We start from the raw sequence: 22,899 nt of genomic DNA, 5'->3' as shown, positions 1-22,899 counted from the left end.
TCTCCGCCCTGCCTGAGCCTTTTCCCTTCCGCTATGTCGATCACTACCCCCTCTTCTGCCCCCCCGCAAGATGCCCCCAGCGGAAATATGCTGCTGTGGATCTTGTTGGCGCTGGCCCTAGGATTCGCCGTGTGGCAGCCGCGCAGTCCGCAGGCAACCCTGGCGCTGGTGGACTGGCAAACGATTGGCGCCTTGGCCGGCCTGCTGGCAATCACCCAAGCCGTCGAGCGCAGCGGCATGCTGCAGGCCACCGCACAGCGGCTGCTGACGCGGGTATCGACCTTACGCGGCCTGGCGCTGCTGTTGACGGCAGCAGCGGCCTTGCTGTCGGCCTTGGTAACCAACGATGTCAGCCTATTTTTGCTGGTGCCGCTGACAGCGGTGCTCGCCGCACAAGCCCATTTGCCATTGGCGCGGCTGGTGGTGCTGCAGGCCTTGGCGGTGAACGCCGGCTCCGCGTTCACTCCCATCGGCAACCCGCAAAACCTCTACCTCTGGCACCGCTCTGGCGAGAGCTTTTTGGGCTTTATGGCGATGATGGGTCCGACGGTGGCCATCATGCTGGCCTGGCTGTTCGTGGCAGTGTGGTGGCTGGTACCGCGCACAGCGATCACCCTCAAGCCAGCCACCGCACCCACCGCTGTGCAGCCCCGTTTGCTGACCATGGCCGTGCTGCTGTTCGTCGCCTTTGTCATCGCGCTGGAGCGCCACTGGACCTTAGCCGGCCTGGGCTTGGTGTTTGGCGTGTTTGCGCTCGCCGCGCCCCGGGTACTGCGCGGCGTGGACTGGGCCTTGCTGGCCACCATTGCGCTGATGTTTGTGGTGCTGCGCCAGGTGGCAGAGTTGCCGGCCATGCAAACGCTGCTGCAGCAATGGCCGATTGCCGAGGGCTGGCGCGCCTACCTGGCTGCCATTGTGGCCTCGCAGGTCATTAGCAATGTGCCCGCCACCATCTTGCTGGACGGCACCGTGCGCGACCTACCCGCCTTGGCCGCCGGGGTCAGCGTTGGCGGCTTTGGCTGCGTGCTGGGCTCCCTGGCTAATCTGATCGCGCTACGCCTGGCCCGGCTACCCAATGGGCTCTGGGAGTTTCATCGCATCAGCATTCCGTTCTTGCTGGTGTGCGCAGCTTCAGCGGCTTTGCTGCGTTTGGGGTGAGTTCTTGCAGATTACTTTAGTGCGGTCAATGGCCGGTGCCTCGCTGCTCCCGGTCCAACCGTCAGTTGGGTATGGCTGGAGTGAGACATAACCTAAATTTGCACGATAACAATAACAATGTTATCGTTCATATATTTGGTTATCAACCTACATTCCTGTGACCACCCTTGCCACCAGCGCTCAGAAATACTTGCATGACACGCTGGGCGTAGCCACGTCCAGGCACGCGCCGTGGATGGGCCTGGAGAGCCTGCCCTACTTTCTGCGTGACGCCTTTGACGTCCAGCAATTGGAAATTCTGGACCACCAGGTTCTGCTGGCCCTGGAACGCCATCCAGACAAGGCGTCCGTTGCTGATATCCGTAATCGGCTGGACAAGTTGCGTGCAGTTGCTGGGATACCCGTGGTTTATGTGACTGAAGCGCTGGCCTCGTATGAGCGCAAACGCTTGATCGTGCAAAAAGTACCGTTTATTGTTCCCGGCAACCAGCTTTACCTGCCCGACCTGGGTCTGGACCTGCGCGAATATTTCCGACAACGCCCCAGCTCGGCAGACACCCTCCTCAGCCCTTCCGCCCAAGCGATGTTAATTGCAGCATTGCTGCGCCCTCACTGGGAGGCCGAATGGCACCCCGCAGAGACTGCGAAGATGCTGGGCTATACGGCGATGACGGTCTCGCGGGCCGTGCGGGAACTGGTCGCTGCAGGAGTTGCCGAGGTGCAAAAAACGGGCCGATCCCAGTACCTGAACATGAAGGCATCTGCCCTTGAGACATGGGAGCAGGCGCTGCCCCTGCTGCGCAGCCCTGTTCAGCGCACAGTCTGGCTAGCTACGCCGCCACCGACCAAGCCTCGCATGCGCGTGGCGGGCCTCAGCGCGCTTGCGCGTATATCGATGCTGGCCGAACCGCGCTCACCTGTGTTCGCCGTGAACCGCAGCGACTGGCAAACGCTGAAAGCAGATATTGACGAGCTGCCCGAAGCCATGCCCAACGCCTATGAGTGCCAGTTATGGAACTACTCCCCCGCGCTAGGGCCAGACAGCGATATGGTGGACCCCCTTTCTCTCATGTTGAGTTTGCGGGACACCACCGATGAAAGGGTGCAAAGCGCACTGGATGATTTGAAGGAGCAGTTGCCATGGTGAAGGGGCTGGATGTATTTCGCGAATGGTTTGCTGACTACCCAGACCAGTACATGCTGATCGGCGGCACCGCAGCTACGTTGACCATGGAAGAGGCAGGGCTGGACTTTCGCGCCACCAAGGACCTGGACGTAGTGCTGCATGTGGAGGCACTGACGCCGGCATTCGGCGACACTTTCTGGCGCTTTATCGAAGCGGGTGGTTATGAGATCCGACAGACCAGCGACACAGGCAGACCTGCCTTTTACCGCTTTCAGAAGCCGTCCGACAACCGCTTTCCGGTCATGGTCGAGCTGTTCTCACGCGCGCCCGACAGCCTGAGGCCGATCAAGAGCGGACAGCTCACCCCTATCCCGTTCGACGAGGCAGTTTCAAGCCTGTCGGCGATCTTGCTCGATGATGTCTACTACGCATTCATCATCTCTGGGCGCCGCGAGGCAGAAGGCCTGGCTTGGGTGGGAGAGGATCGCCTGATTCCGCTGAAAGCCGTCGCCTGGCTGGAGCTGAGCGCACGCCGTGCGCAGGGCGAGCAAGTGGATGCCAAGAGCATCCGCAAGCATGCCAACGATGTGCTGCGACTTTCGCAATTGCTCGCTCCTTCAACACGCATCCCTCTTGAAGCAAAAATCGCTGATGACATGAAGCGATTTATTGCGGCAGCACGCAAGGACGACTCTCTAGACCCTAAAGCTCTTGGACTGGGGCCCTTACCCGCAGCCGATTTTCTGGCACGCATCGCACAGGCCTATGGCGTTTGACCATGATGGGTGTCATGGTCGCAAGTGCTGCCAGCCAGAATGGCAGGTAGGAGTTCGTCACTGCCCGCTGACTCGATAATCCCTTGATGAACAGAAAGATTTTTATGCGTATAGCCACCTGGAACGTCAACTCCCTCTCCGTCCGTCTGCCCCAAGTGCTGGAATGGCTGGCCGCCAACCCGGTCGATGTGCTGGGGCTGCAGGAGCTCAAACTGACCGACGACAAGTTCCCGCATGAGGCTTTGGCGGAAGCGGGCTACCAGGCGGTAGCGTTTGGCCAGAAGACCTACAACGGTGTGGCCCTGCTCAGCCGGACCGAGCTCAAGGATGTCGTGCGCGCCAATCCGCAGTTTGCCGATGAGCAGTCGCGCATCATTGCCGGCACGGTGGCCAGCCCGGCGGGTGATATCCGGGTGATCAACTGCTACTTTGTGAACGGCCAGGAGCCGGGCTCGGACAAGTTTGCCTACAAGCTGCGTTGGTTGGCGGGGCTGGATGCTTATGTAAAGGCGGAGCTGGCCTTGCACCCACGTCTGGTGTTGGTGGGCGACTTCAACGTAGCGCCGGAAGACCGCGACAGCTACGACCCGGATGGCCTGCGCGAGACCATCCACCACACCAGCGAAGAGCGCAATGCCTTCCAGGCCTTGCTGAACCTGGGCCTGAGCGATGCCTACCGCATGTTCGAGCAGCCGGAGAAAAGCTATAGCTGGTGGGACTACCGCATGCTGGGCTTCCAGAAAAACAGGGGGCTGCGCATTGACCATATTTTGGTGAGCGAGGCCCTTAAGGGCTCGGTGAGCGCCTGCACGATTGACCGCGCGCCCCGCAAGAACAAGCAGCCCAGCGACCATACGCCAGTGGTGGTGACATTGGGCTGAGCTGCGAATCCTTTCGGCTTTAGCCAATGCAAAAAACGGGCATCCGCCCGTTTTTTTGTTGTCTGTACTGCGCCCGAGCGCAGCACCCCAATCAAGCCTTGGTATGGGTCTCCGGCAGCGCATGCATCGACAGCGCAGCCTCGGCATCGAGCTTGCGGCTCAAGGCCTCTGCATCTTCTTCAGACAGCAGCTCGCCTTCCCACTTGGCGACCACGGCGGAGGCCAGCGAGTTGCCCACAGCATTCGTCGCAGAGCGGCCCATGTCCAGGAAGGTGTCGATGCCCAGGATCAGCAGCAGCCCGGCTTCTGGGATATTAAAGTGGCCCAAGGTGGCGGCGATGACCACCAGCGATGCGCGGGGCACGCCGGCAATACCCTTGGAGGTGAGCATCAGCACCAGCAGCATAGTGATCTGCGTGGCCAAGGACAGCTCGATGCCATAGGCCTGTGCAATAAACAAGGTCGCAAAGGTGCAGTACATCATCGAGCCATCCAGATTGAAGGAGTAGCCCATGGGCATGACAAAGCTGGAGATCTTGCGCTTGACGCCAAAGCGGTCGAGCGCATCGAGGATCTTGGGGTACGCCGCCTCAGAGCTGGCGGTGGCGAAGGAGACCATGAAGGCTTCCTTGATCAGGGCCAGCAGCTTGAACACACGCTTGCCCAAGAAAGCCATGCCTGCCAGCACCAGCAGCGACCAGAGGATGAACAGGCCCAGGTAGAACTCGCCCATGAACACCGCGAACTTGAGCAAGATACCCAAGCCGTTGATGGCCACGGTGGAGGCCATGGCCGACAGCACGGCCAGTGGCGCGAGCTTCATCACATAGCCGGTGATCTTGAGCATCACATGCGAGAGCTCATCGATCATCGCCAGCAAGGTTTTGGCCTTGTCGCCCAGCGCGGCCATGGCCACGCCAAAGAACATCGAGAACACGACGATCTGCAGGATCTCGTTGTTCGCCATGGCTTCGGCAAACGACTTGGGCACCGTGTGGTTGATGAACTCACGCAAGGTGAACTTGCCCGTTGCGAGGTTGGTGGCCGCGCTCACATCGGGCAGCGGCAGGCCCAGATTGGCGCCGGGCTGCAGCAGGTTGGCCAGCACCATACCCAGCAGCAGCGACACCAGCGATGCGGTGAGGAACCACATCATCGCCTTGAAGAACACCCGGCCGACCGAGGCGGCATCACCCATGTGCGCAATGCCCACGACCAGGGTCGAGAACACCAGGGGCCCGATCAGCATCTTGATCAGGCGCAAAAATACATCCGAGACGATGGAGATATAGCCGGCGATATCCTTGGCCGCTGCCGCATCACTGGCGCCGGCATTGACCGCATAGCCCAGCACAATGCCTGCAACCATCGCCGCCAGAATCCACAGCGCCGACGAAGAGCCCTTTTTGCCCGTGAGAGCCATAACCAGTACCTTTGATATGTGTGATTTATGGTGCCGTCCAGGGCGCTGTGGGCCTCTCAGGTGGCACATCAGCAGGATTGTCAGCCGGGGGGTGTGCGCTTTTCCATCCCGGGCAGGCTTTGCTGGTGGGTGGTGGCGGTAGGATCCGCCGCCATAGGAAAGGACGATGAGGCTGCGTTGGACGGCAGGATTGCAGGTTCTGCGGGCCCGATTGTAGCCGCAAGTTTTTACGCACCACAGCGCCTATGCTGAGAAAGTGGGCGCATACATGGTGGTTTTTTCCCATTTCACGGGAAAATTCTGCAGATGGCGAAGGGGCTGGCAGCAGGGAGCAGGCGACTCGCCAGGCGGCGTATCCACTTTTGAATAGAAGATTTGTAACTAGCTATTCAATACTCTTTAAAAAAGGTTCTTAACGTGCTCGCGCATCCTGCATGTGCTGCAGCTCATCGGTGTAGCGGCGCAGCTGCTGTGCATGGGTTTGCAGCAGCGGCCGCACATCCAGCGGCAGCGCGGCCTCCAGCACCCGTTGGTAGCGCTCGGCCACCACCACCATGCAGAGATTGCATTCGGCAATCAGATCGCTGTCGCTGTTGAGGTTGGCCCGCTGCTTGAACTCCGTCCAGCGGCGGTGCATGCGGCCGGCGGCGCTCAGCCCGGGCCGCTCGACCAGGGGACTGGGCTCCGCGAGTTGCAGTTGCACATCCTGCAGCTGCCAGTCCATCGTGCGGAACTGCTCAGCCAGCGCATACAAATGGCTGCGCAGCGCAATGGCCCGGGCCTGTTCGCTACCCGCCACCAGGCATTCCTCGCAATCAGCCAGGCCTTGCTGCAATACGCGCACCGCATGCTGCACCTGGGCGGCGGAGAGTTGCTCGCCTTGCAGGCCGCTGATGGCGTGGTCATAGGCCGCACGCGCAATGTGGCTGGCCTCGGCCCAGTCCATGGGATTGCTGCCGCGCACATGCTGCCACTGCACCTCCAGCTGGGTAGCAAGCGCATCAAAGCCCGAGGGGTTGCGCTGCGCCGCATACCAGCCCAAGGCCAGCGCGGGGCGGTAAGCCTCGAAGGGCTGGCCAGCCACATAAAAATCCATGCTTTGGTAGTGGCTGCGCCAGTAGCTGTCTTCCCGCGCCGGGTTGCCCCACAAGGCCTTGGCCTTGGGCGGCAGGCCGCCGGCCATCGCGCCGTGCAGTGCGTCGCCCGCCAACTGGGCCATGCCATTGGCGGTGGATGCTGCCAGCCGCAAGGTATTGAGCAGCGCCGAGCGCTGGCGGCCAATGCGCTCGGGCGAGTTGCGGTAGGCTTGGGCCGAAAAAACCGACGTCATTTTTTGCATGGGTTGCACCACCGGGCAGACAGGTAAGGAGCCATTGTGGCACGGTTCAAACCGCATCCACGGCCGGTGGCTGTCAGCAAAACCGCCGCCTTGGAGGGCGGCGGTTTATCGGAGCATCAAGACGATATCGTCTTAATCATCACTGGCAGACAGCCCCAGCTCCTGGATCTTGCGGGTGATGGTGTTGCGGCCAATGCCCAGGCGTTGGGCCGCTTCCATGCGGCGGCCGTGGGTGGCAGCCAGGGCGCTTTTGATCAGCTGCGATTCAAAGCGGCGGCTGAGGACATCCCAGACCTCGGTGCTGCCGGACTGCAGCAGGGCATCGGCCTCCTTGGCCAGATCGCTCTCCCAATCACCCGGCTGCGCCGCCGTGCTGGCCGTGCCGTGGACGGGCATGGACACGGCGGGCTGGGTGGCGGACGTCTCCGGGGCAGCAGACCGGTGGCTGTATTCCTGCGCCGGGGCATGTACGGACTGGGCCGCGCTGGGCGTGCTGGAGGTGACCAGCGGAGCGGCCGGCGTGGCCTGCAGCACTTCAGGCGGCAGATCTTGCACGGACACCCATTGCGCCGGCGCCATCACCGTGATCCAGTGGCAGATATTCTCCAGCTGCCGCACATTGCCCGGGAAGGCGAACTGGGCCAGTTGGGCCAATGCCGGTTCCGACAGCTGTTTGGGCTCCACCCCCAGTTGCTTGGCGCTGGCCGCCAGAAAATGCCGGGCCAGCATGGGAATATCTTCCTTGCGCTCGCGCAGCGGCGGCAGACGCAGGCGGATGACGTTGAGGCGGTGGAACAGGTCCTCGCGGAACACGCCCTTGTGTACCCGGTCTTCCAGGTTCTGGTGGGTGGCGGCAATCACGCGCACATGGGACTTGACCGGCACATGGCCGCCGACGCGGTAGAAATGCCCGTCAGACAGCACACGCAGCAGGCGGGTTTGCAGGTCAAACGGCATGTCGCCGATTTCATCGAGAAACAAGGTCCCGCCCTCGGCTTGCTCAAAGCGGCCCCGGCGCTGGGTTTGCGCGCCGGTAAAGGCACCACGCTCATGGCCAAACAGCTCGCTCTCCAGCAAATCCTTGGGGATGGCGGCGGTGTTGATGGCCACAAAGGGACCACCAGCAACTGGCGAGTGCTTGTGCAGCGCACGCGCCACCAGCTCCTTGCCCGAGCCGGATTCGCCCGTCACCATCACCGTGACATTGCTTTGCGACAGGCGGCCGATGGCACGGAACACATCCTGCATCGCAGGCGCCTGGCCGAGCATTTCTCCACCGCCTGCGGCATGGGCCAACTCGGGCGCCTGGCTTTCGCTTTGCTGCACCGCGCGCTTGATCAGCTCCACGGCCTTGGGCAGGTCAAAGGGCTTGGGCAAATACTCGAAAGCACCGCGCTGGAAGGCCGAGACGGCGCTGTCCAGATCCGAGTAGGCGGTCATGATGATCACCGGCAGCTGCGGATGGTCCTCATGCACCTGTTCGAGCAGTTGCAGGCCGTTGCCGCCGGGCATGCGGATGTCGCTGACGAGCACCGAAGGGCCTTGCGCCTGGTCGCTCACGTTGTCAAAGGCTTCCAGCACTTCCTTGGGGTGCACAAAGCTGCGCGTGGGCAGCTGTTCGCGAGCCAGCGCCTTCTCCAGTACAAATCGGATCGACGGGTCGTCATCCACTATCCAGATTGGTTTCATTGTCGCTATCACCCTACCCTTACAGTTCTACGTACCGAGGTCCTGCAGCTAGGGAGCGATCTGCACCCTAGTCTGTCAACGGCAGCATGATGCGGAAATCCGTGCGCCCGGGTTCGCTCTCACATTCAATCAAACCTTCGTGACGTTGCACAAAGGTTTGCGCCAAAGGCAAACCCAGGCCCGTACCACCATCACGCCCGGTCACCAAGGGGTAGAAAATCCGCTCCTTGATGTCCGGCTCAATGCCAGGACCGTTGTCGATGACATGCAATTCCAGTGCCAACTTGTGGCGCTTACGGCCCAAGGTGAGTTGCCGGGCGATGCGGGTGCGCAAGGTAATGTGCGCATTGTCCTGCGCCATCTGCGGCACCAGCACCTGTGCGGCGTTTTGCACAATGTTCAGCAAGGCTTGGATAAGCTGCTCGCGGTCGCCCCGGATCTCCGGCAGCGAGGTGTCGTAATCGCGCTCGATGCGCAGGCCCTGCGGGTACTCCAGCAGCACCAGCTGGCAGACCCGCTCGCAGACCTCGTGGATATTGACATCGCCCACCGTGTGCGGATGGCGATGGGGAGCGAGCAGACGGTCGACCAGCGCCTGCAGGCGGTCTGCCTCGTGGATGATGACGTCGGTGTATTCCTTGAGCTGGGCATCGGGCAGCTCCAGCTCCAGCAGCTGGGCTGCGCCGCGTATGCCACCCAAGGGGTTCTTGATTTCATGGGCTAGGTTGCGGATCAGTTCCTTGTTGGCCAAGGCTTGCTCGCGCACGCGCTCCTCGCGGTCCTGGCGCACCTGCTGCTCCAGCGGCCACAGCTCCACCAGAATGGTCTGCTCCTCTTCCCACCAGGAGAGGTTGGAATGTACGGGGAAGGCATCTTGCAGGCTACGCCGCAGCTGCGCCTCAAAGCGCAGCGATGAAAAGCGCTGCGCACGCGCATCGACCAGGGCCTTGTGGATCAGCTCGTCATCTTGAAAAAAGCCACCAAAGTAGTGGCCCAAAATGCTTTTGCGCGAGACGCCTAGCGCGTTCTCCAGCGCAGCATTGACGCGTACTGCCGCGCCATCCAGACGTAGCACCGCAACCAAGGTTGCGATGTGTTCCAGCGCCTGCCATTCACGATCCATGGCACTGAGCTCAGACATGGGGATGGACCCAGAAAAGTAGAAGCTTTGATTATGGGGCCGGCAGGCGTTGGAGCTCGCGCTGGATGCCCGCTATATCGCTGTCGTTGCGCCCGATTTCCTGCTTGAGATCGGCTACCCGCTTGGTGTAGAACGCGGGGTTGCGCATCTCCAGCGCATTTTTCTCAGGCTCGCCATTGTTGTATTCGCGCGCCAAGGTGATCTTTTTGTCCTGGGCCTTTTTCAGCTCGGTCTCCAGGATGAGCCGCGCATCGGAATCACGTGCGCGGCCTTCAGCGGTGGCAGAGCGTGGTGCGGGTGTGGCAGCTGCGGGGGCACGCGCCGGGCGCGGTGCAGCAGCGGGTGCATTGGGTGCGGGCGCCGGGCTTGCGGCGGAGGTATGCGGGCGGGTGCCTTGCACGATGGTGACGTTGGCGCCTTCCACCACGGCGCAGCCTTTTTGCCGTGCCTTGCCCGCATCGTTGGTGTATTCATTGCCACAGCGATAAATGCGATCCTGCGCCACAGCGCCTTGCGCACATGCCACTGCCACCATCAAAAACAACAACTTTGTATGCATAACCCCGTTTCGCCCGTTCGCTCCACTGTGCCAGTATGTCCGTGGCAGCCCCTCAAGGACCCTCTGCAACCCGCAGTGTAGCTACAAAGGAGGCCGATCCCGCCGAACAGTTCCGGCTGTTACAGATTCCTCGCAGCCAGGGCAGGCCCTGTCCACAGTATTTCCCATGAAAAACGACCTGCCACCTTGGACGGTTGGCAGGTCGCTTTGAACCTCGCGCCAGGCAGTAGATGCCTGGCTGAGGTACTTTACAGCGAGTAGTACATGTCGTATTCGACAGGGTGCACCGCTTGGCGGAAGCGGGTGACTTCGCCCATCTTCAGCTCGATGTAGGCGTCCAGCATGCTGTCGCTGAACACGCCGCCCTTGGTCAGGAAGGCACGGTCGGCATCCAGCGCTTCGAGCGCTTGGTCCAGGCTGTGGCACACGGTAGGCACCAGCTTGTCTTCTTCCGGTGGCAGATGGTACAGATCCTTGGTGGCGGCTTCGCCAGGATGGATCTTGTTTTCCACGCCGTCCAGACCGGCCATCAGCAGCGCTGCGAAGCCCAGGTAGGGGTTCATCAGTGGATCGGGGAAGCGCGCTTCCACGCGGCGGCCCTTGGGATTGCTCACGTAAGGAATGCGGATCGATGCCGAACGGTTCTTGGCCGAGTAAGCCAGCTTCACGGGAGCCTCGAAACCAGGAACCAGGCGCTTGTAGCTGTTGGTGCCAGGGTTGGTGATGGCGTTCAGTGCGCGGGCGTGCTTGATGATGCCGCCGATGTAGTACAGCGCGAAATCGGACAGACCAGCATAGCCGTCACCGGCGAACAGATTCTTGCCATCTTTCCACACGGATTGGTGCACGTGCATGCCCGAGCCGTTGTCGCCAGAGTATGGCTTGGGCATGAAAGTTGCCGTCTTGCCATAGGTGTCGGCCACGTTCCAGATCACGTACTTTTGCACCTGGGTCCAGTCAGCGCGCTCGACCAGGGTGGAGAAGCGGGTGCCCAGTTCGTTCTGGCCAGCGCCTGCCACTTCGTGGTGGAACACTTCGACGGGGATGCCCAGCGCTTCAAGCAGCAGGGACATTTCAGCACGCATATCTTGGGTGCTGTCGACGGGAGGCACGGGGAAGTAGCCGCCTTTGACGCGAGGACGGTGGCCTCGGTTGCCATTGTCGAGCTTGGAGCCGCTGTTCCAGGGCGCTTCGTATTCTTCGATGTCGAAGAAGGGGTTGTTCGGCTCGGTGCTCCAACGCACGCCGTCGAAGATGAAGAATTCTGGCTCTGGACCGAAGTAGGCGGTATCGCCCAGGCCCGATGCCTTCAGGTAGGCTTCAGCGCGCTTGGCCACGGAACGTGGATCGCGGTCATAGGCCTTGCCATCACCCGGCTCGATCACGTCGCACTGCAGGAACATCGTGGTTTCGTCAAAAAACGGGTCGATGTTGGCGGTGTTGGGATCGGGCATCAGCAGCATGTCGGATGCTTCGATACCTTTCCAGCCAGCGATGGAGGAGCCATCAAATGCATGGCCGGAGGTGAACTTGTCTTCGTCAAAGTGCGAGATAGGCACCGTAACGTGCTGTTCCTTGCCACGGGTATCGGTGAAACGCAGATCAACGAACTTGACCTCGTTCTCGTCCAACATGCTCATCACATCTGCAACGCTCTTGGCCATCTAATGCTCCAAAGGAAATCGTGAATAAAAAGGGGCTGTCGCAAGACTAAAGCAGTTTACGTGCCAGTTTTATGACAAACCCATGCCGACTGGAAAATACGAGTTTGGCAGCAGGCCGCCGTAACCGAATTTTGCCCAAAGCCTGACTGTACCCCGCTTTTGGCCTACGCCGATAAGGGGCCCCGAGGATTTTGCAGGCATCTGTTCAGATCCTCGAAGACGTAAGCTCGCACCATGCCGATGGCACCAATATGGTGCGAATCAGGCGCCACTTTGCCGGCATGGCGAGGACGCACCAAAATAGGCATTTATGCACTTTATTGGTGCATCAAGTATGCGAGCGCTGTGCCAGGTTGGCACTACAGCCCCCCACGCCCTTCGCCTCCGGTTGCTATTTAGGTGCGGAAGTACTTGGCAAGAATCCGGCATTGTCTTGGCTTAGCACTACGGCATCAGGCACTACCGCCTTCGCACCAGAATCGCCCTTCTCTAAACGCAGCTGCTGCAGCGCAGCCAGGCAAAAATGGATGAACCATAGCGAGGAGAACGCGAAGGTAATCGCGTAGATCCACACGGCAATGGGTATCAGCACCACAAAGCCAATGGTGAAGACCATGCCCGAGGCCCAGACGACGCTCGGCGCAATGCCGATATAGCCCGAGATGATGCCCATCATCAGCAGCGGCCAGCGGTAGCGTTGCAGCAGGCTGTCGCGCTCCGCCTTGCTCGCATGTTCGGCCAGCGCATCGACGCTCATCACCCGGTAAGTGAGCCAGCCCCAGATGACCGGCGGCACAATCAGCACCAAAGGCGGGATCAACCACAGCGGCATGGTGACCACAAAGGCCACGATGGCCACCAAAGAGGTACTCAGGGCCCAAGCGATGCTGCTGGCCAAGCCAGTGCCCCGCTTTTTCTCCAGGTTGGCAAAGCGCTGCTCAGTGACCATGTTGACCAAGGCAGGCGTCATCAATAAAGCGATCACCAGAAGCGCGACCACGGCAGCCACCGGCGTGATCAGCACCAGCACAACAAAAGGGGCGATGGTCGCGGCAAACCCCTCCGTACCGCTGCCGCCAAACCAGCTGAACACAGTGCGCAGCCAGCCAATCGTCTCCACCCAATGCTGCATGGTGGCGACTGCACCTGACCAGTAAAAATAGCTCCAACCGCCCAAAGCGACCAGCATGACGGCCAGAGGCAGCAGGGACAGCAGCATCACGCGCGGCCGGAAGCAATAGGCCGCCGCACGCCAGAATGCATCGAACATCAGGCGAGAGCCTGGAGACCCTTGGGGCATGGGAAATACTCCTTGTGTGTCAAATCGCCGGTCGCATCGTGAACGCAAGACCGGCTGGTTGGCAATGCAGTCGATCGGGGCTCAGGCCCGGCCCAGCAAGCGCAGCAGGCCACGCCACTGCTGGCTCCAAAAGCCGCGCCCGTAGTTGCGCAACTGTCCTTGGCGGTTGGGCTGCACCTGGTCGCGTATGCCGGTCGGGTCATAGCGTAGCTCAAAGTTGGCGGTGCCAAAAAGCATATCCCACCAGGGCAGCAGCACACCAAAATTGCAGCCACCCAAACGGGTACGCGGGGCCGCCTCACCCGCCTTCACCGCCGTGCTCGGCACGGGCGTGGCTGCAGGCGATTCATGGCCGATGCCGATGGCATGGTGGCGGCGGTGAAAACGCGGGCTGATCCACAGCCGCTCACCCCAGCGGCCAAACCAGAGGCGCAGGTTGGCATGCTGCAGGCTTTCGCTCAGCTGGGTGATGGCCACAATCGCCACAAACTGGCTAGGTGCGACACCGATCAGCACGGCAACGAACACCAGAATGCTGTCATGCACCAGGTCATCGAGCAAGTGGTTGCGGTTGTCGCTCCACATCGTCATTTGTTGCTGGGAATGGTGCAAGGCATGCAACCGCCACCACCAGACAAATTGGTGCTGACCGCGATGGACCCAGTACGCCACAAAATCAAACACCACCAGGTAGATCAGCAGGCTGACCCAGCCCAGATCGGTGACCCCGGGCCAGAGCGCATCAAGGTGCCAGGTCTCAAAGCCTTGCAAGCGCAGCGCACCGACCACCATGTCCCACAGCGGATCAATCGTGAAGAAAAGGGCCAGGCGAAACAGGCCCAGGCGGTGGATCAGGGTGTAGAGCATGTCCACCCGGATCGCATGCCGGTCGGTCACCGGCTCGACCGGCCGCCAGCGTTGCAAAGGCGCAATCACCAGCACCATGATGACGATCTGCAGACAACCCACCAAGAACCAGCCTGCCGCGGCATAGCCATCTTCCAGATAGCTGGCAAGACCCAGGTTGAACAACAGCGGCTGCAGCAGCTGCTCAAACAGCCACTGCTGCGCGTTGTCGAAAAGTGTGCTGAGAAATTCCATGGTCTTTTCTACAAGGAGTGCCTGAAGACCCAGGAGCGACCAGGTGCCTCAGCACCTCGCCCAAGGCATCAATGCTGACGAATCCAGTCTTTGTACTGCGGGTGCTCACGCAAGGTGGCAAAGCAAAAACCCTTGGCCTGCAAGCCTTCAATCAAAGGCTGCAACACCGCCGGTGCCCAGGGGTCCTTGCGGTCCCAGATGCCCAGGTGCGCTAGCAAGATATCGCCGGGGCGAATGTCGCGAAGCGCCTTGTCCAACAGCTGTTGATTGGGGTATTTTTCGCTGGGCAGCTCATCCCCAAGAAAGCCTGCGGGCGACCAGCCAACGTGCGCGTAGCCACAGCTTTTGGCGGCCGCAATCAGGCTCGGCGATGTTTTACCGCCTGGCGCCCTGAAAAGCGGCAGCGGCTTGACCCCGGTGATCTTGGCTAAACGGTCCTCAGCTTGCTGGATCTGCGCGCAATACTGTGCAGCAGTCCATTCAAAGCGTTTGCCGGCCTGTGGGCCTTGTGAAGGCTGCACCTTGAATCGGGGCTGCGCACCGGCACCCCCCTTCACATCGGCACGCCAGTATGTGTGGTCCCAGGTGTGCGACGCAAAGGCATGGCCTTCTGCTGCGCGTGCATGCCACCAAGGAGCCCAGTAGTCCCCCAGGCTGCCATCACCCTCTTTGGTGCGCTCGTTGGCGGCAAAGAAGGTCACCTTCACATGCGTTTTACGCAACACCTCGGCGATCTGGTTGGCCACACCCATGTGGCCGGTGTCCAAGGTCAGATAGATGGGCTTGCTGCAACTGCCCTCAGGAGGTGCCGAAGCGGCAGGCGCAGAAAAAGCAGGCTGGGCAAATGCAGCAGCACACCCCAAACTGGCGGCCAGAAGCCAGAAAAACTTGCTGTGCATAGCGTGGCGATCCCCTCTGCTACCGACTGAAGAATGCGCTAGCGCGGTGCGTGGTCCAGCACCCAGATGCCATGCGGCGATTTGCCGACCTTGACCTGGTTCACCACCTTGCGCTCCACCGTATCAATCACACTCATCTTGCCCGCCCAGCGCGAACTGAGGTAGATATAGCGGCCGTCCGGGCTCACATCCATGCAGTCGGGGCCGCTAGGACCGGGATAGCGATCCACCACGGTCTGGCTCACCATGTCGAGCTTGCTGATGGTATTGGCCACCCGGTTGCTGACAAACAGATGGCGCCCATCACCCGTCGCGCGGAAGGCATGCGCACCCTTGTCCGTCTTGATGGTGTTAACCAGCTTGGGCTCGGCACCGCTGACATCAAACACTTGCACACCATCGCTGCCGGTCAGCGCCACAAACACCAGTTTATCGTCCGGGCTGCCATACAGATCGGCGGGCATTTTCCCCGTCTGAGTGCGCCACTTGATGGTCTGCGTTGCGATGTCGATAGCCACCAGCTCGTCACTGTCCTGCATGGTCGAGTAGATCGTCTGGCTCTTGCTATCGATCCAGAGGTGACTTGGCGTCTTGGACGTGGCAATGCGCTTGACCAGCTTGGGCTCTTGCCCATCCCAGCGGTAGATGTCAATGTGGTTGAGGCGGTTAGCCGCCGTCACAAACCACTTCATATCAGGAGAAAAACGCAGATGGTAGGGATCGGAAATGCCCTGAATGACCCGCTGCACCTCGGCCGTCTTCGGGTCCACAAAGGTCAGCGAGTCACCCGTCGCATTGGCCACGATCACCGACTTGCTGTCCGGCGTCAGGTACAGATGGTGGGGCTCCTTGCCCGTAGGAATGCGCTTAACCTCTTTCCAGGTCGCAGGGTCAATGACGCTGATACTGGCATCCAGCGAATTGAGCACCAAAATGGGATTGGCTGCATGCACCGCAGTGGCCGCCAAGGCCATCACCGCGATCAGAGAACGGGCAAAAACGAGAGGCTTCACGAGCTATTCCTACAAGTAACGCTGCGAGTGTAGCCGCGCACCACAAATTTCAGCGCAGCCGCAGCCCTATCGGTGATGTAATTAATCGTGCAGCTTGCGCCAAAGCCACACTTGTTCAGAAAAGCTCAGGGTTTGAGCAAGGCGAGTTCTTCAGCCTTGAGCCAACGCCATTCGCCAGGCAGGAGATCATCGGGCAGCACCAAACCGCCAATCTGTGCCCGGTGCAGACCCTCAACCCGGTTACCCACTGCAGCCAGCATGCGCTTGACTTGGTGGTACTTGCCCTCAGTCAGGGTCAAATCCAGGGTGTTCTCGCCCGTCTTTACACAGGCGGCGGCTTTGACAGGCTTGGGGTCGTCATCGAGCACCACGCCCGCCAACAAACGTTCGACCTGTTGCTCCGTCACCGCGTGCTTGGCTGTCACTTGATAGCGCTTGGGCACATGCTTTTTGGGCGAGCTCATGCGGTGGATGAATTGCCCGTCGTCGCTCAGCAGCAGCATACCGGTGGTGTCCTGGTCCAAGCGACCCACGGCTTGCAGCCCCTGAATGGCATTCTTGTTGGGGCGGATGCGCAGCGGCAGCGGCAGCAGACTGTAAATGCTGGGATGCGCCGACGGCTTTTGCGAGCACTCGGTGCCCGCAGGCTTGTTCAGCAAGATGTAGCCCAGCGCATGGTATTCCCATTCCACACCCTGCACCTTGAAGCGCAGCCCTTCGGGCTCGACGTCAGCCGTGGAATCGGTCTCGGAAACCCAGGTACTTGTCTGCACATCCCAGAGTTGCACCCAACCCTGCTGCACCAAACCCGAGCACACGCGGCGAATACCAAAACCCTGCGAATACAACATATCCTGCAACTGCATCACAACCCCTTCAAACCCATCACCGCGTTAAGAAAAAGAAAAACCCCTCTACTCGGTAGAGCAGAGGGGTTGATCAGTATAAAAGCCTGACGATGACCTACTTTCACACGGGAATCCGCACTATCATCGGCGCGAAGTCGTTTCACTGTCCTGTTCGGGATGGGAAGGAGTGGTACCAACTTGCTATGGTCATCAGGCATAACTTTTTGCTCCTTGGCGGCTTTGCGCTGATCGGTCGATCAGGGCATTGCTGCTTTCGAAGCGAATTCATAGAGTCGGCAACCTGCTTTTGGGGCGGGTTGCTATCAGCGTTTTATTTGATTGCGCCGACTTGAAGGATGGGATTGTAACACTCTCGTGTCCATCTTTTTCTCACTTCAAGCCTTTGGCATAACTGCAGTTGCAGTGTTTCTTTGCATGGGCCCCATCTAAGGCGGGGCCAATCAAAGTTATAGGGTCAAGCCTCACGAGCAATTAGTATTGGTTAGCTTAACGCATTGCTGCGCTTCCACACCCAACCTATCAACGTCCTGGTCTAGAACGACTCTTCAGGGGGGTCAAGCCCCCGGCAGATCTCATCTTGGAACGAGTTTCCCGCTTAGATGCTTTCAGCGGTTATCTCTTCCACACATAGCTACTCGGCAATGCCACTGGCGTGACAACCGATACACCAGAGGTGTGTCCACTCCGGTCCTCTCGTACTAGGAGCAGGCTTCCTCAAATCTGCAGCGCCCACGGAAGATAGGGACCAAACTGTCTCACGACGTTTTAAACCCAGCTCACGTACCTCTTTAAATGGCGAACAGCCATACCCTTGGGACCGACTACAGCCCCAGGATGAGATGAGCCGACATCGAGGTGCCAAACACCGCCGTCGATATGAACTCTTGGGCGGTATCAGCCTGTTATCCCCAGAGTACCTTTTATCCGTTGAGCGATGGCCCTTCCATACAGAACCACCGGATCACTATGTCCTGCTTTCGCATCTGCTCGACTTGTCAGTCTCGCAGTTAAGCACGCTTATGCCATTGCACTATCGTCACGATGTCCGACCGTAACTAGCGTACCTTCGAACTCCTCCGTTACGCTTTGGGAGGAGACCGCCCCAGTCAAACTGCCTACCATGCACTGTCCCCGATCCAGATAATGGACCAAGGTTAGAACCTCAAACACACCAGGGTGGTATTTCAACGTTGGCTCCATGAGAACTAGCATCCTCACTTCAAAGCCTCCCACCTATCCTACACAGATCTGTTCAAAGTCCAATACAAAGCTACAGTAAAGGTTCATGGGGTCTTTCCGTCTTTCCGCGGGGAGATTGCATCATCACAAACATTTCAACTTCGCTGAGTCTCAGGAGGAGACAGTGTGGCCATCGTTACGCCATTCGTGCAGGTCGGAACTTACCCGACAAGGAATTTCGCTACCTTAGGACCGTTATAGTTACGGCCGCCGTTTACTGGGACTTCAATCAAGAGCTTGCACCCCATCATTTAATCTTCCAGCACCGGGCAGGCGTCACACCCTATACGTCCACTTTCGTGTTTGCAGAGTGCTGTGTTTTTATTAAACAGTCGCAGCCACCTATTCTTTGCAACCCCGTTTAGCTCCATTTGTTCAACTTCACTTACTGAGGGCACACCTTCTCCCGAAGTTACGGTGTCAATTTGCCGAGTTCCTTCTCCTGAGTTCTCTCAAGCGCCTTAGAATACTCATCTCGCGCACCAGTGTCGGTTTGCGGTACGGTCGTGTGTAGCTGAAGCTTAGTGGCTTTTCCTGGAAGCTGGGTATCACTCACTTCGTCTGCAAGCAGACCCGTTATCACCCCTCATCTTAGCCCGGCGGATTTGCCTACCAGGCATGACTACAGGCTTGAACCAACATATCCAACAGTTGGCTGAGCTAACCTTCTTCGTCCCCACATCGCACTACACATCGGTACGGGAATATTGACCCGTTTCCCATCAGTTACGCATCTCTGCCTCACCTTAGGGGCCGACTTACTCTACGCCGATGAACGTTGCGTAGAAAACCTTGCGCTTACGGCGAGGGGGCTTTTCACCCCCTTTAACGCTACTCATGTCAGCATTCGCACTTCTGATACCTCCAGCATCCGTCTCCAGACACCTTCACAGGCTTACAGAACGCTCTCCTACCACGCACAGTAAACTGTGCATCCGCAGCTTCGGTAACTGGCTTAGCCCCGTTACATCTTCCGCGCAGGACGACTCGATCAGTGAGCTATTACGCTTTCTTTAAATGATGGCTGCTTCTAAGCCAACATCCTGACTGTTTTAGCCTTCCCACTTCGTTTCCCACTTAGCCCGTTTTAGGGACCTTAGCTGGCGGTCTGGGTTGTTTCCCTCTTGAGTCCGGACGTTAGCACCCGGTGCTCTGTCTCCCAAGCTGTACTCTGCGGTATTCGGAGTTTGCATAGGTTTGGTAAGTCGCCATGACCCCCTAGCCTAAACAGTGCTCTACCCCCGCAGGTAATACTTGAGGCACTACCTAAATAGTTTTCGGAGAGAACCAGCTATTTCCAAGTTTGTTTAGCCTTTCACCCCTATCCACAGCTCATCCCCTAGTTTTGCAACACTAGTGGGTTCGGACCTCCAGTACCTGTTACGGCACCTTCATCCTGGCCATGGATAGATCACTTGGTTTCGGGTCTACACCCAGCGACTTGTCGCCCTATTCGGACTCGATTTCTCTACGCCTTCCCTATTCGGTTAAGCTTGCCACTGAATGTAAGTCGCTGACCCATTATACAAAAGGTACGCAGTCACCCCTGGGGGCTCCTACTTTTTGTAAGCATGCGGTTTCAGGATCTATTTCACTCCCCTCCCGGGGTTCTTTTCGCCTTTCCCTCACGGTACTTGTTCACTATCGGTCGATGATGAGTATTTAGCCTTGGAGGATGGTCCCCCCATATTCAGACAGGGTTTCTCGTGCCCCGCCCTACTTGTCTCTAGCTTAGTACCACCACTGCGTTTTCACATACGGGGCTATCACCCACTATGGCCGGACTTTCCATTCCGTTTTGTTAACACAATGACTATCTCTAGACGGCTCTTCCGAATTCGCTCGCCACTACTATCGGAATCTCAGTTGATGTCTTTTCCTCTGGGTACTTAGATGTTTCAGTTCTCCAGGTTCGCTTCGACAACCTATGTATTCAGTTGCCGATACCTATTGCTAGGTGGGTTCCCCCATTCAGAAATCTCCGGATCAAAGTTTATTTGCCAACTCCCCGAAGCTTATCGCAGGCTATCACGTCTTTCGTCGCCTATCATCGCCAAGGCATCCACCACATGCTCTTAGTCACTTGACCCTATAACTTTGACATCTATCTCTAGATCTCAAGCAAAGAACCCAAGCAACTGCTTTGCGAGGTCTCTCACCTCGCGCGTTATGCCGTAAATTGAATATCTATCTTGCCAACCTATTGCTAAGTCAGCAGGCTTGTAGAATATTCGTCATTACTGAATAAAAATTGCTCACGCAAAGTTTCATTCGTTTTGACGCAATCAAATTGTTGCTGGTGGCACGGTCTGCACTAAACCTTTACGAATGTGCAGTTTCCACCAGCAACGCTGATTTTCGACTCTATGAATTTTTAAAGAACAGCCGTGTTGTGCGATCTATATCGCTCAACAACAAAGCAGTCTGTCTCCAAACTGCTTTGGTGTTGATGACCCTAAAGGTCAATCTGATAAGTTATCTATTACAAGTGTTGGTGGAGGATGACGGGATCGAACCGACGACCCCCTGCTTGCAAAGCAGGTGCTCTCCCAGCTGAGCTAATCCCCCTGATTGCCTATAGCTTGCTCTAGTCAATCAGCATCTAGCTAATCAACCAAAGCGGCATAAGCTCAACTTCTAATCCGTCGGAACCGTAATGGTGGGTCTAGTTGGGCTCGAACCAACGACCCCTGCGTTATCAACACAGTGCTCTAACCAGCTGAGCTACAGACCCATTCCAACGCCTTGCAGCTGCTGCGTCCTAACAGACACAGTCTCTACAAAGCCTTGGCTTGTGTTCCAACAACCGATAAGTGTGGGCGTTCAATTTTGATTGCTAAGTTTCCAGAAAGGAGGTGATCCAGCCGCACCTTCCGATACGGCTACCTTGTTACGACTTCACCCCAGTCACGAACCCCGCCGTGGTAAGCGCCCTCCTTGCGGTTAGGCTACCTACTTCTGGCGAGACCCGCTCCCATGGTGTGACGGGCGGTGTGTACAAGACCCGGGAACGTATTCACCGTGACATTCTGATCCACGATTACTAGCGATTCCGACTTCACGCAGTCGAGTTGCAGACTGCGATCCGGACTACGACTGGCTTTATGGGATTAGCTCCCCCTCGCGGGTTGGCAACCCTTTGTACCAGCCATTGTATGACGTGTGTAGCCCCACCTATAAGGGCCATGAGGACTTGACGTCATCCCCACCTTCCTCCGGTTTGTCACCGGCAGTCCCATTAGAGTGCCCAACTAAATGTAGCAACTAATGGCAAGGGTTGCGCTCGTTGCGGGACTTAACCCAACATCTCACGACACGAGCTGACGACAGCCATGCAGCACCTGTGTTACGGTTCTCTTTCGAGCACATGTCCATCTCTGGTCACTTCCGTACATGTCAAAGGTGGGTAAGGTTTTTCGCGTTGCATCGAATTAAACCACATCATCCACCGCTTGTGCGGGTCCCCGTCAATTCCTTTGAGTTTCAACCTTGCGGCCGTACTCCCCAGGCGGTCAACTTCACGCGTTAGCTTCGTTACTGAGAAAGTTAATTCCCAACAACCAGTTGACATCGTTTAGGGCGTGGACTACCAGGGTATCTAATCCTGTTTGCTCCCCACGCTTTCGTGCATGAGCGTCAGTACAGGTCCAGGGGATTGCCTTCGCCATCGGTGTTCCTCCGCATATCTACGCATTTCACTGCTACACGCGGAATTCCATCCCCCTCTACCGTACTCTAGCTATGCAGTCACAAAGGCAGTTCCCAGGTTGAGCCCGGGGATTTCACCTCTGTCTTACATAACCGCCTGCGCACGCTTTACGCCCAGTAATTCCGATTAACGCTTGCACCCTACGTATTACCGCGGCTGCTGGCACGTAGTTAGCCGGTGCTTATTCTTACGGTACCGTCATGGACCCTCTTTATTAGAAAGAGTCTTTTCGTTCCGTACAAAAGTAGTTTACAACCCGAGGGCCTTCATCCTACACGCGGCATTGCTGGATCAGGCTTTCGCCCATTGTCCAAAATTCCCCACTGCTGCCTCCCGTAGGAGTCTGGACCGTGTCTCAGTTCCAGTGTGGCTGGTCGTCCTCTCAGACCAGCTACAGATCGTCGGCTTGGTAAGCTTTTATCCCACCAACTACCTAATCTGCCATCAGCCGCTCTAGTAGCACAAGGTCTTGCGATCCCCTGCTTTCATCCTTAGATCTCATGCGGTATTAGCTACTCTTTCGAGTAGTTATCCCCCACTACTAGGCACGTTCCGATGTATTACTCACCCGTTCGCCACTCGTCAGCATCCGAAGACCTGTTACCGTTCGACTTGCATGTGTAAAGCATGCCGCCAGCGTTCAATCTGAGCCAGGATCAAACTCTATAGTTCGATCTTGAATTTAAAGTCTCTCGACTACTCACTCACTTGACGGAATAAAAAAGATCCTAAGATCTTACTCATTACTGTTTTTGTGAGCGCTTGTTTTGCTCCGAAGAACATATGGCAATCGCCACCAAACGCCCACGCTTATCGGCTGTTAATTTTTAAAGACCTAACCTGCAAGCCTTAGCTTCCAGATCCACCCCGCTGCAATCAGCGAAGCCTTGTATTGTAGCACAGCTTTTTGAACTGTTTGACAAAGTTTTCAGCGTCTTCGCTTGCCACCTTGTCAGCACCCAAAAAAACAAACCTTGCGAACCGCCCTCTTTCGAGTCTGGCAGCTTTGCAAG

The 22,899-nt window shown here is 58.0% G+C and carries 15 protein-coding genes, 2 tRNA genes and 3 rRNA genes; 4 read left to right on the top strand and 16 right to left on the bottom strand.

The window, feature by feature from the left end; genetic code table 11:
- Positions 1-33 precede the first annotated feature (33 nt).
- From HS961_RS11750 to xth, 4 genes are all read left to right on the top strand, one after another.
- Complete coding sequence (locus HS961_RS11750) at positions 34-1,158, top strand: SLC13 family permease (RefSeq protein WP_182322156.1); 1,125 nt, start codon at positions 34-36, stop codon at positions 1,156-1,158.
- 157 nt (positions 1,159-1,315) lie between these two features.
- The gene (locus HS961_RS11745) at positions 1,316-2,305 is read left to right on the top strand and encodes a hypothetical protein (RefSeq protein ID WP_182322154.1); all 990 of its coding nucleotides are present in this window, start codon (positions 1,316-1,318) and stop codon (positions 2,303-2,305) included.
- On the top strand, positions 2,299-3,060 hold the full coding sequence (locus HS961_RS11740) for a hypothetical protein (RefSeq protein WP_182322151.1): 762 nt from the start codon (positions 2,299-2,301) through the stop codon (positions 3,058-3,060). The genes HS961_RS11745 and HS961_RS11740 overlap by 7 nt, the downstream gene beginning before the upstream one ends.
- Positions 3,061-3,164: 104 nt before the next feature.
- Positions 3,165-3,941, top strand: coding sequence for an exodeoxyribonuclease III (gene xth / locus HS961_RS11735; protein WP_182322149.1), 777 nt, complete (start codon positions 3,165-3,167; stop codon positions 3,939-3,941).
- Between the two features lie 91 nt (positions 3,942-4,032).
- On the opposite strand, the gene HS961_RS11730 is transcribed toward xth, so the two are convergent.
- The 16 genes from HS961_RS11730 to HS961_RS11655 form a co-directional block, all read right to left on the bottom strand.
- Positions 4,033-5,364: a dicarboxylate/amino acid:cation symporter gene (locus HS961_RS11730; RefSeq protein WP_182322147.1), complete on the bottom strand. Its 1,332-nt coding sequence runs from the start codon at positions 5,362-5,364 to the stop codon at positions 4,033-4,035.
- A gap of 412 nt (positions 5,365-5,776) precedes the next feature.
- Positions 5,777-6,703, bottom strand: a complete 927-nt coding sequence (locus HS961_RS11725; RefSeq protein WP_182322145.1) for a hypothetical protein — start codon at positions 6,701-6,703, stop codon at positions 5,777-5,779.
- Positions 6,704-6,835: 132 nt separating this feature from the next.
- A complete protein-coding gene (gene ntrC / locus HS961_RS11720; protein ID WP_182322143.1) occupies positions 6,836-8,392 on the bottom strand; it encodes a nitrogen regulation protein NR(I) in 1,557 nt (518 codons plus the stop codon).
- A 67-nt stretch (positions 8,393-8,459) separates the two neighbouring features.
- Positions 8,460-9,533, bottom strand: coding sequence for a nitrogen regulation protein NR(II) (gene glnL, locus HS961_RS11715; RefSeq protein ID WP_182322141.1), 1,074 nt, complete (start codon positions 9,531-9,533; stop codon positions 8,460-8,462).
- Between the two features lie 31 nt (positions 9,534-9,564).
- Positions 9,565-10,092, bottom strand: a complete 528-nt coding sequence (locus HS961_RS11710) for a hypothetical protein (RefSeq protein ID WP_182322139.1) — start codon at positions 10,090-10,092, stop codon at positions 9,565-9,567.
- A gap of 248 nt (positions 10,093-10,340) precedes the next feature.
- The gene (glnA, locus tag HS961_RS11705) at positions 10,341-11,756 is read right to left on the bottom strand and encodes a type I glutamate--ammonia ligase (RefSeq protein ID WP_182322137.1); all 1,416 of its coding nucleotides are present in this window, start codon (positions 11,754-11,756) and stop codon (positions 10,341-10,343) included.
- Positions 11,757-12,147: 391 nt separating this feature from the next.
- Positions 12,148-13,056, bottom strand: a complete 909-nt coding sequence (locus HS961_RS11700; RefSeq protein ID WP_182322135.1) for an EI24 domain-containing protein — start codon at positions 13,054-13,056, stop codon at positions 12,148-12,150.
- An 81-nt stretch (positions 13,057-13,137) separates the two neighbouring features.
- The gene (locus tag HS961_RS11695; protein ID WP_182322133.1) at positions 13,138-14,157 is read right to left on the bottom strand and encodes a sterol desaturase family protein; all 1,020 of its coding nucleotides are present in this window, start codon (positions 14,155-14,157) and stop codon (positions 13,138-13,140) included.
- Positions 14,158-14,225: 68 nt separating this feature from the next.
- Positions 14,226-15,056, bottom strand: a complete 831-nt coding sequence (locus HS961_RS11690) for a polysaccharide deacetylase family protein (protein WP_182322131.1) — start codon at positions 15,054-15,056, stop codon at positions 14,226-14,228.
- Between the two features lie 38 nt (positions 15,057-15,094).
- Entirely contained in the window at positions 15,095-16,030 is a 936-nt protein-coding gene (locus tag HS961_RS11685; protein ID WP_182328238.1) for a YncE family protein, read from the bottom strand.
- A 164-nt stretch (positions 16,031-16,194) separates the two neighbouring features.
- A complete protein-coding gene (locus tag HS961_RS11680; RefSeq protein ID WP_182322129.1) occupies positions 16,195-16,935 on the bottom strand; it encodes a 16S rRNA pseudouridine(516) synthase in 741 nt (246 codons plus the stop codon).
- A gap of 84 nt (positions 16,936-17,019) precedes the next feature.
- Positions 17,020-17,132, bottom strand: a 5S ribosomal RNA gene (gene rrf / locus HS961_RS11675).
- Positions 17,133-17,388: 256 nt separating this feature from the next.
- Positions 17,389-20,266, bottom strand: a 23S ribosomal RNA gene (locus HS961_RS11670).
- Positions 20,267-20,669: 403 nt separating this feature from the next.
- A tRNA-Ala gene (locus HS961_RS11665) sits at positions 20,670-20,745 on the bottom strand.
- An 89-nt stretch (positions 20,746-20,834) separates the two neighbouring features.
- A tRNA-Ile gene (locus tag HS961_RS11660) sits at positions 20,835-20,911 on the bottom strand.
- Between the two features lie 114 nt (positions 20,912-21,025).
- Positions 21,026-22,558, bottom strand: a 16S ribosomal RNA gene (locus tag HS961_RS11655).
- The 16S, 23S and 5S rRNA genes sit together here with 2 tRNA genes alongside, the layout of an rRNA operon.
- Positions 22,559-22,899: the final 341 nt, after the last annotated feature.

Origin of the sequence: Comamonas piscis (assembly GCF_014109725.1) — a bacterium.
In the GTDB taxonomy this organism is placed as follows: Bacteria; Pseudomonadota; Gammaproteobacteria; order Burkholderiales; family Burkholderiaceae_C; genus Comamonas; species Comamonas piscis.
The sequence above is the reverse complement of the archived record's forward strand: the minus strand, read 5'-3'. Positions and strand labels throughout refer to the sequence as shown.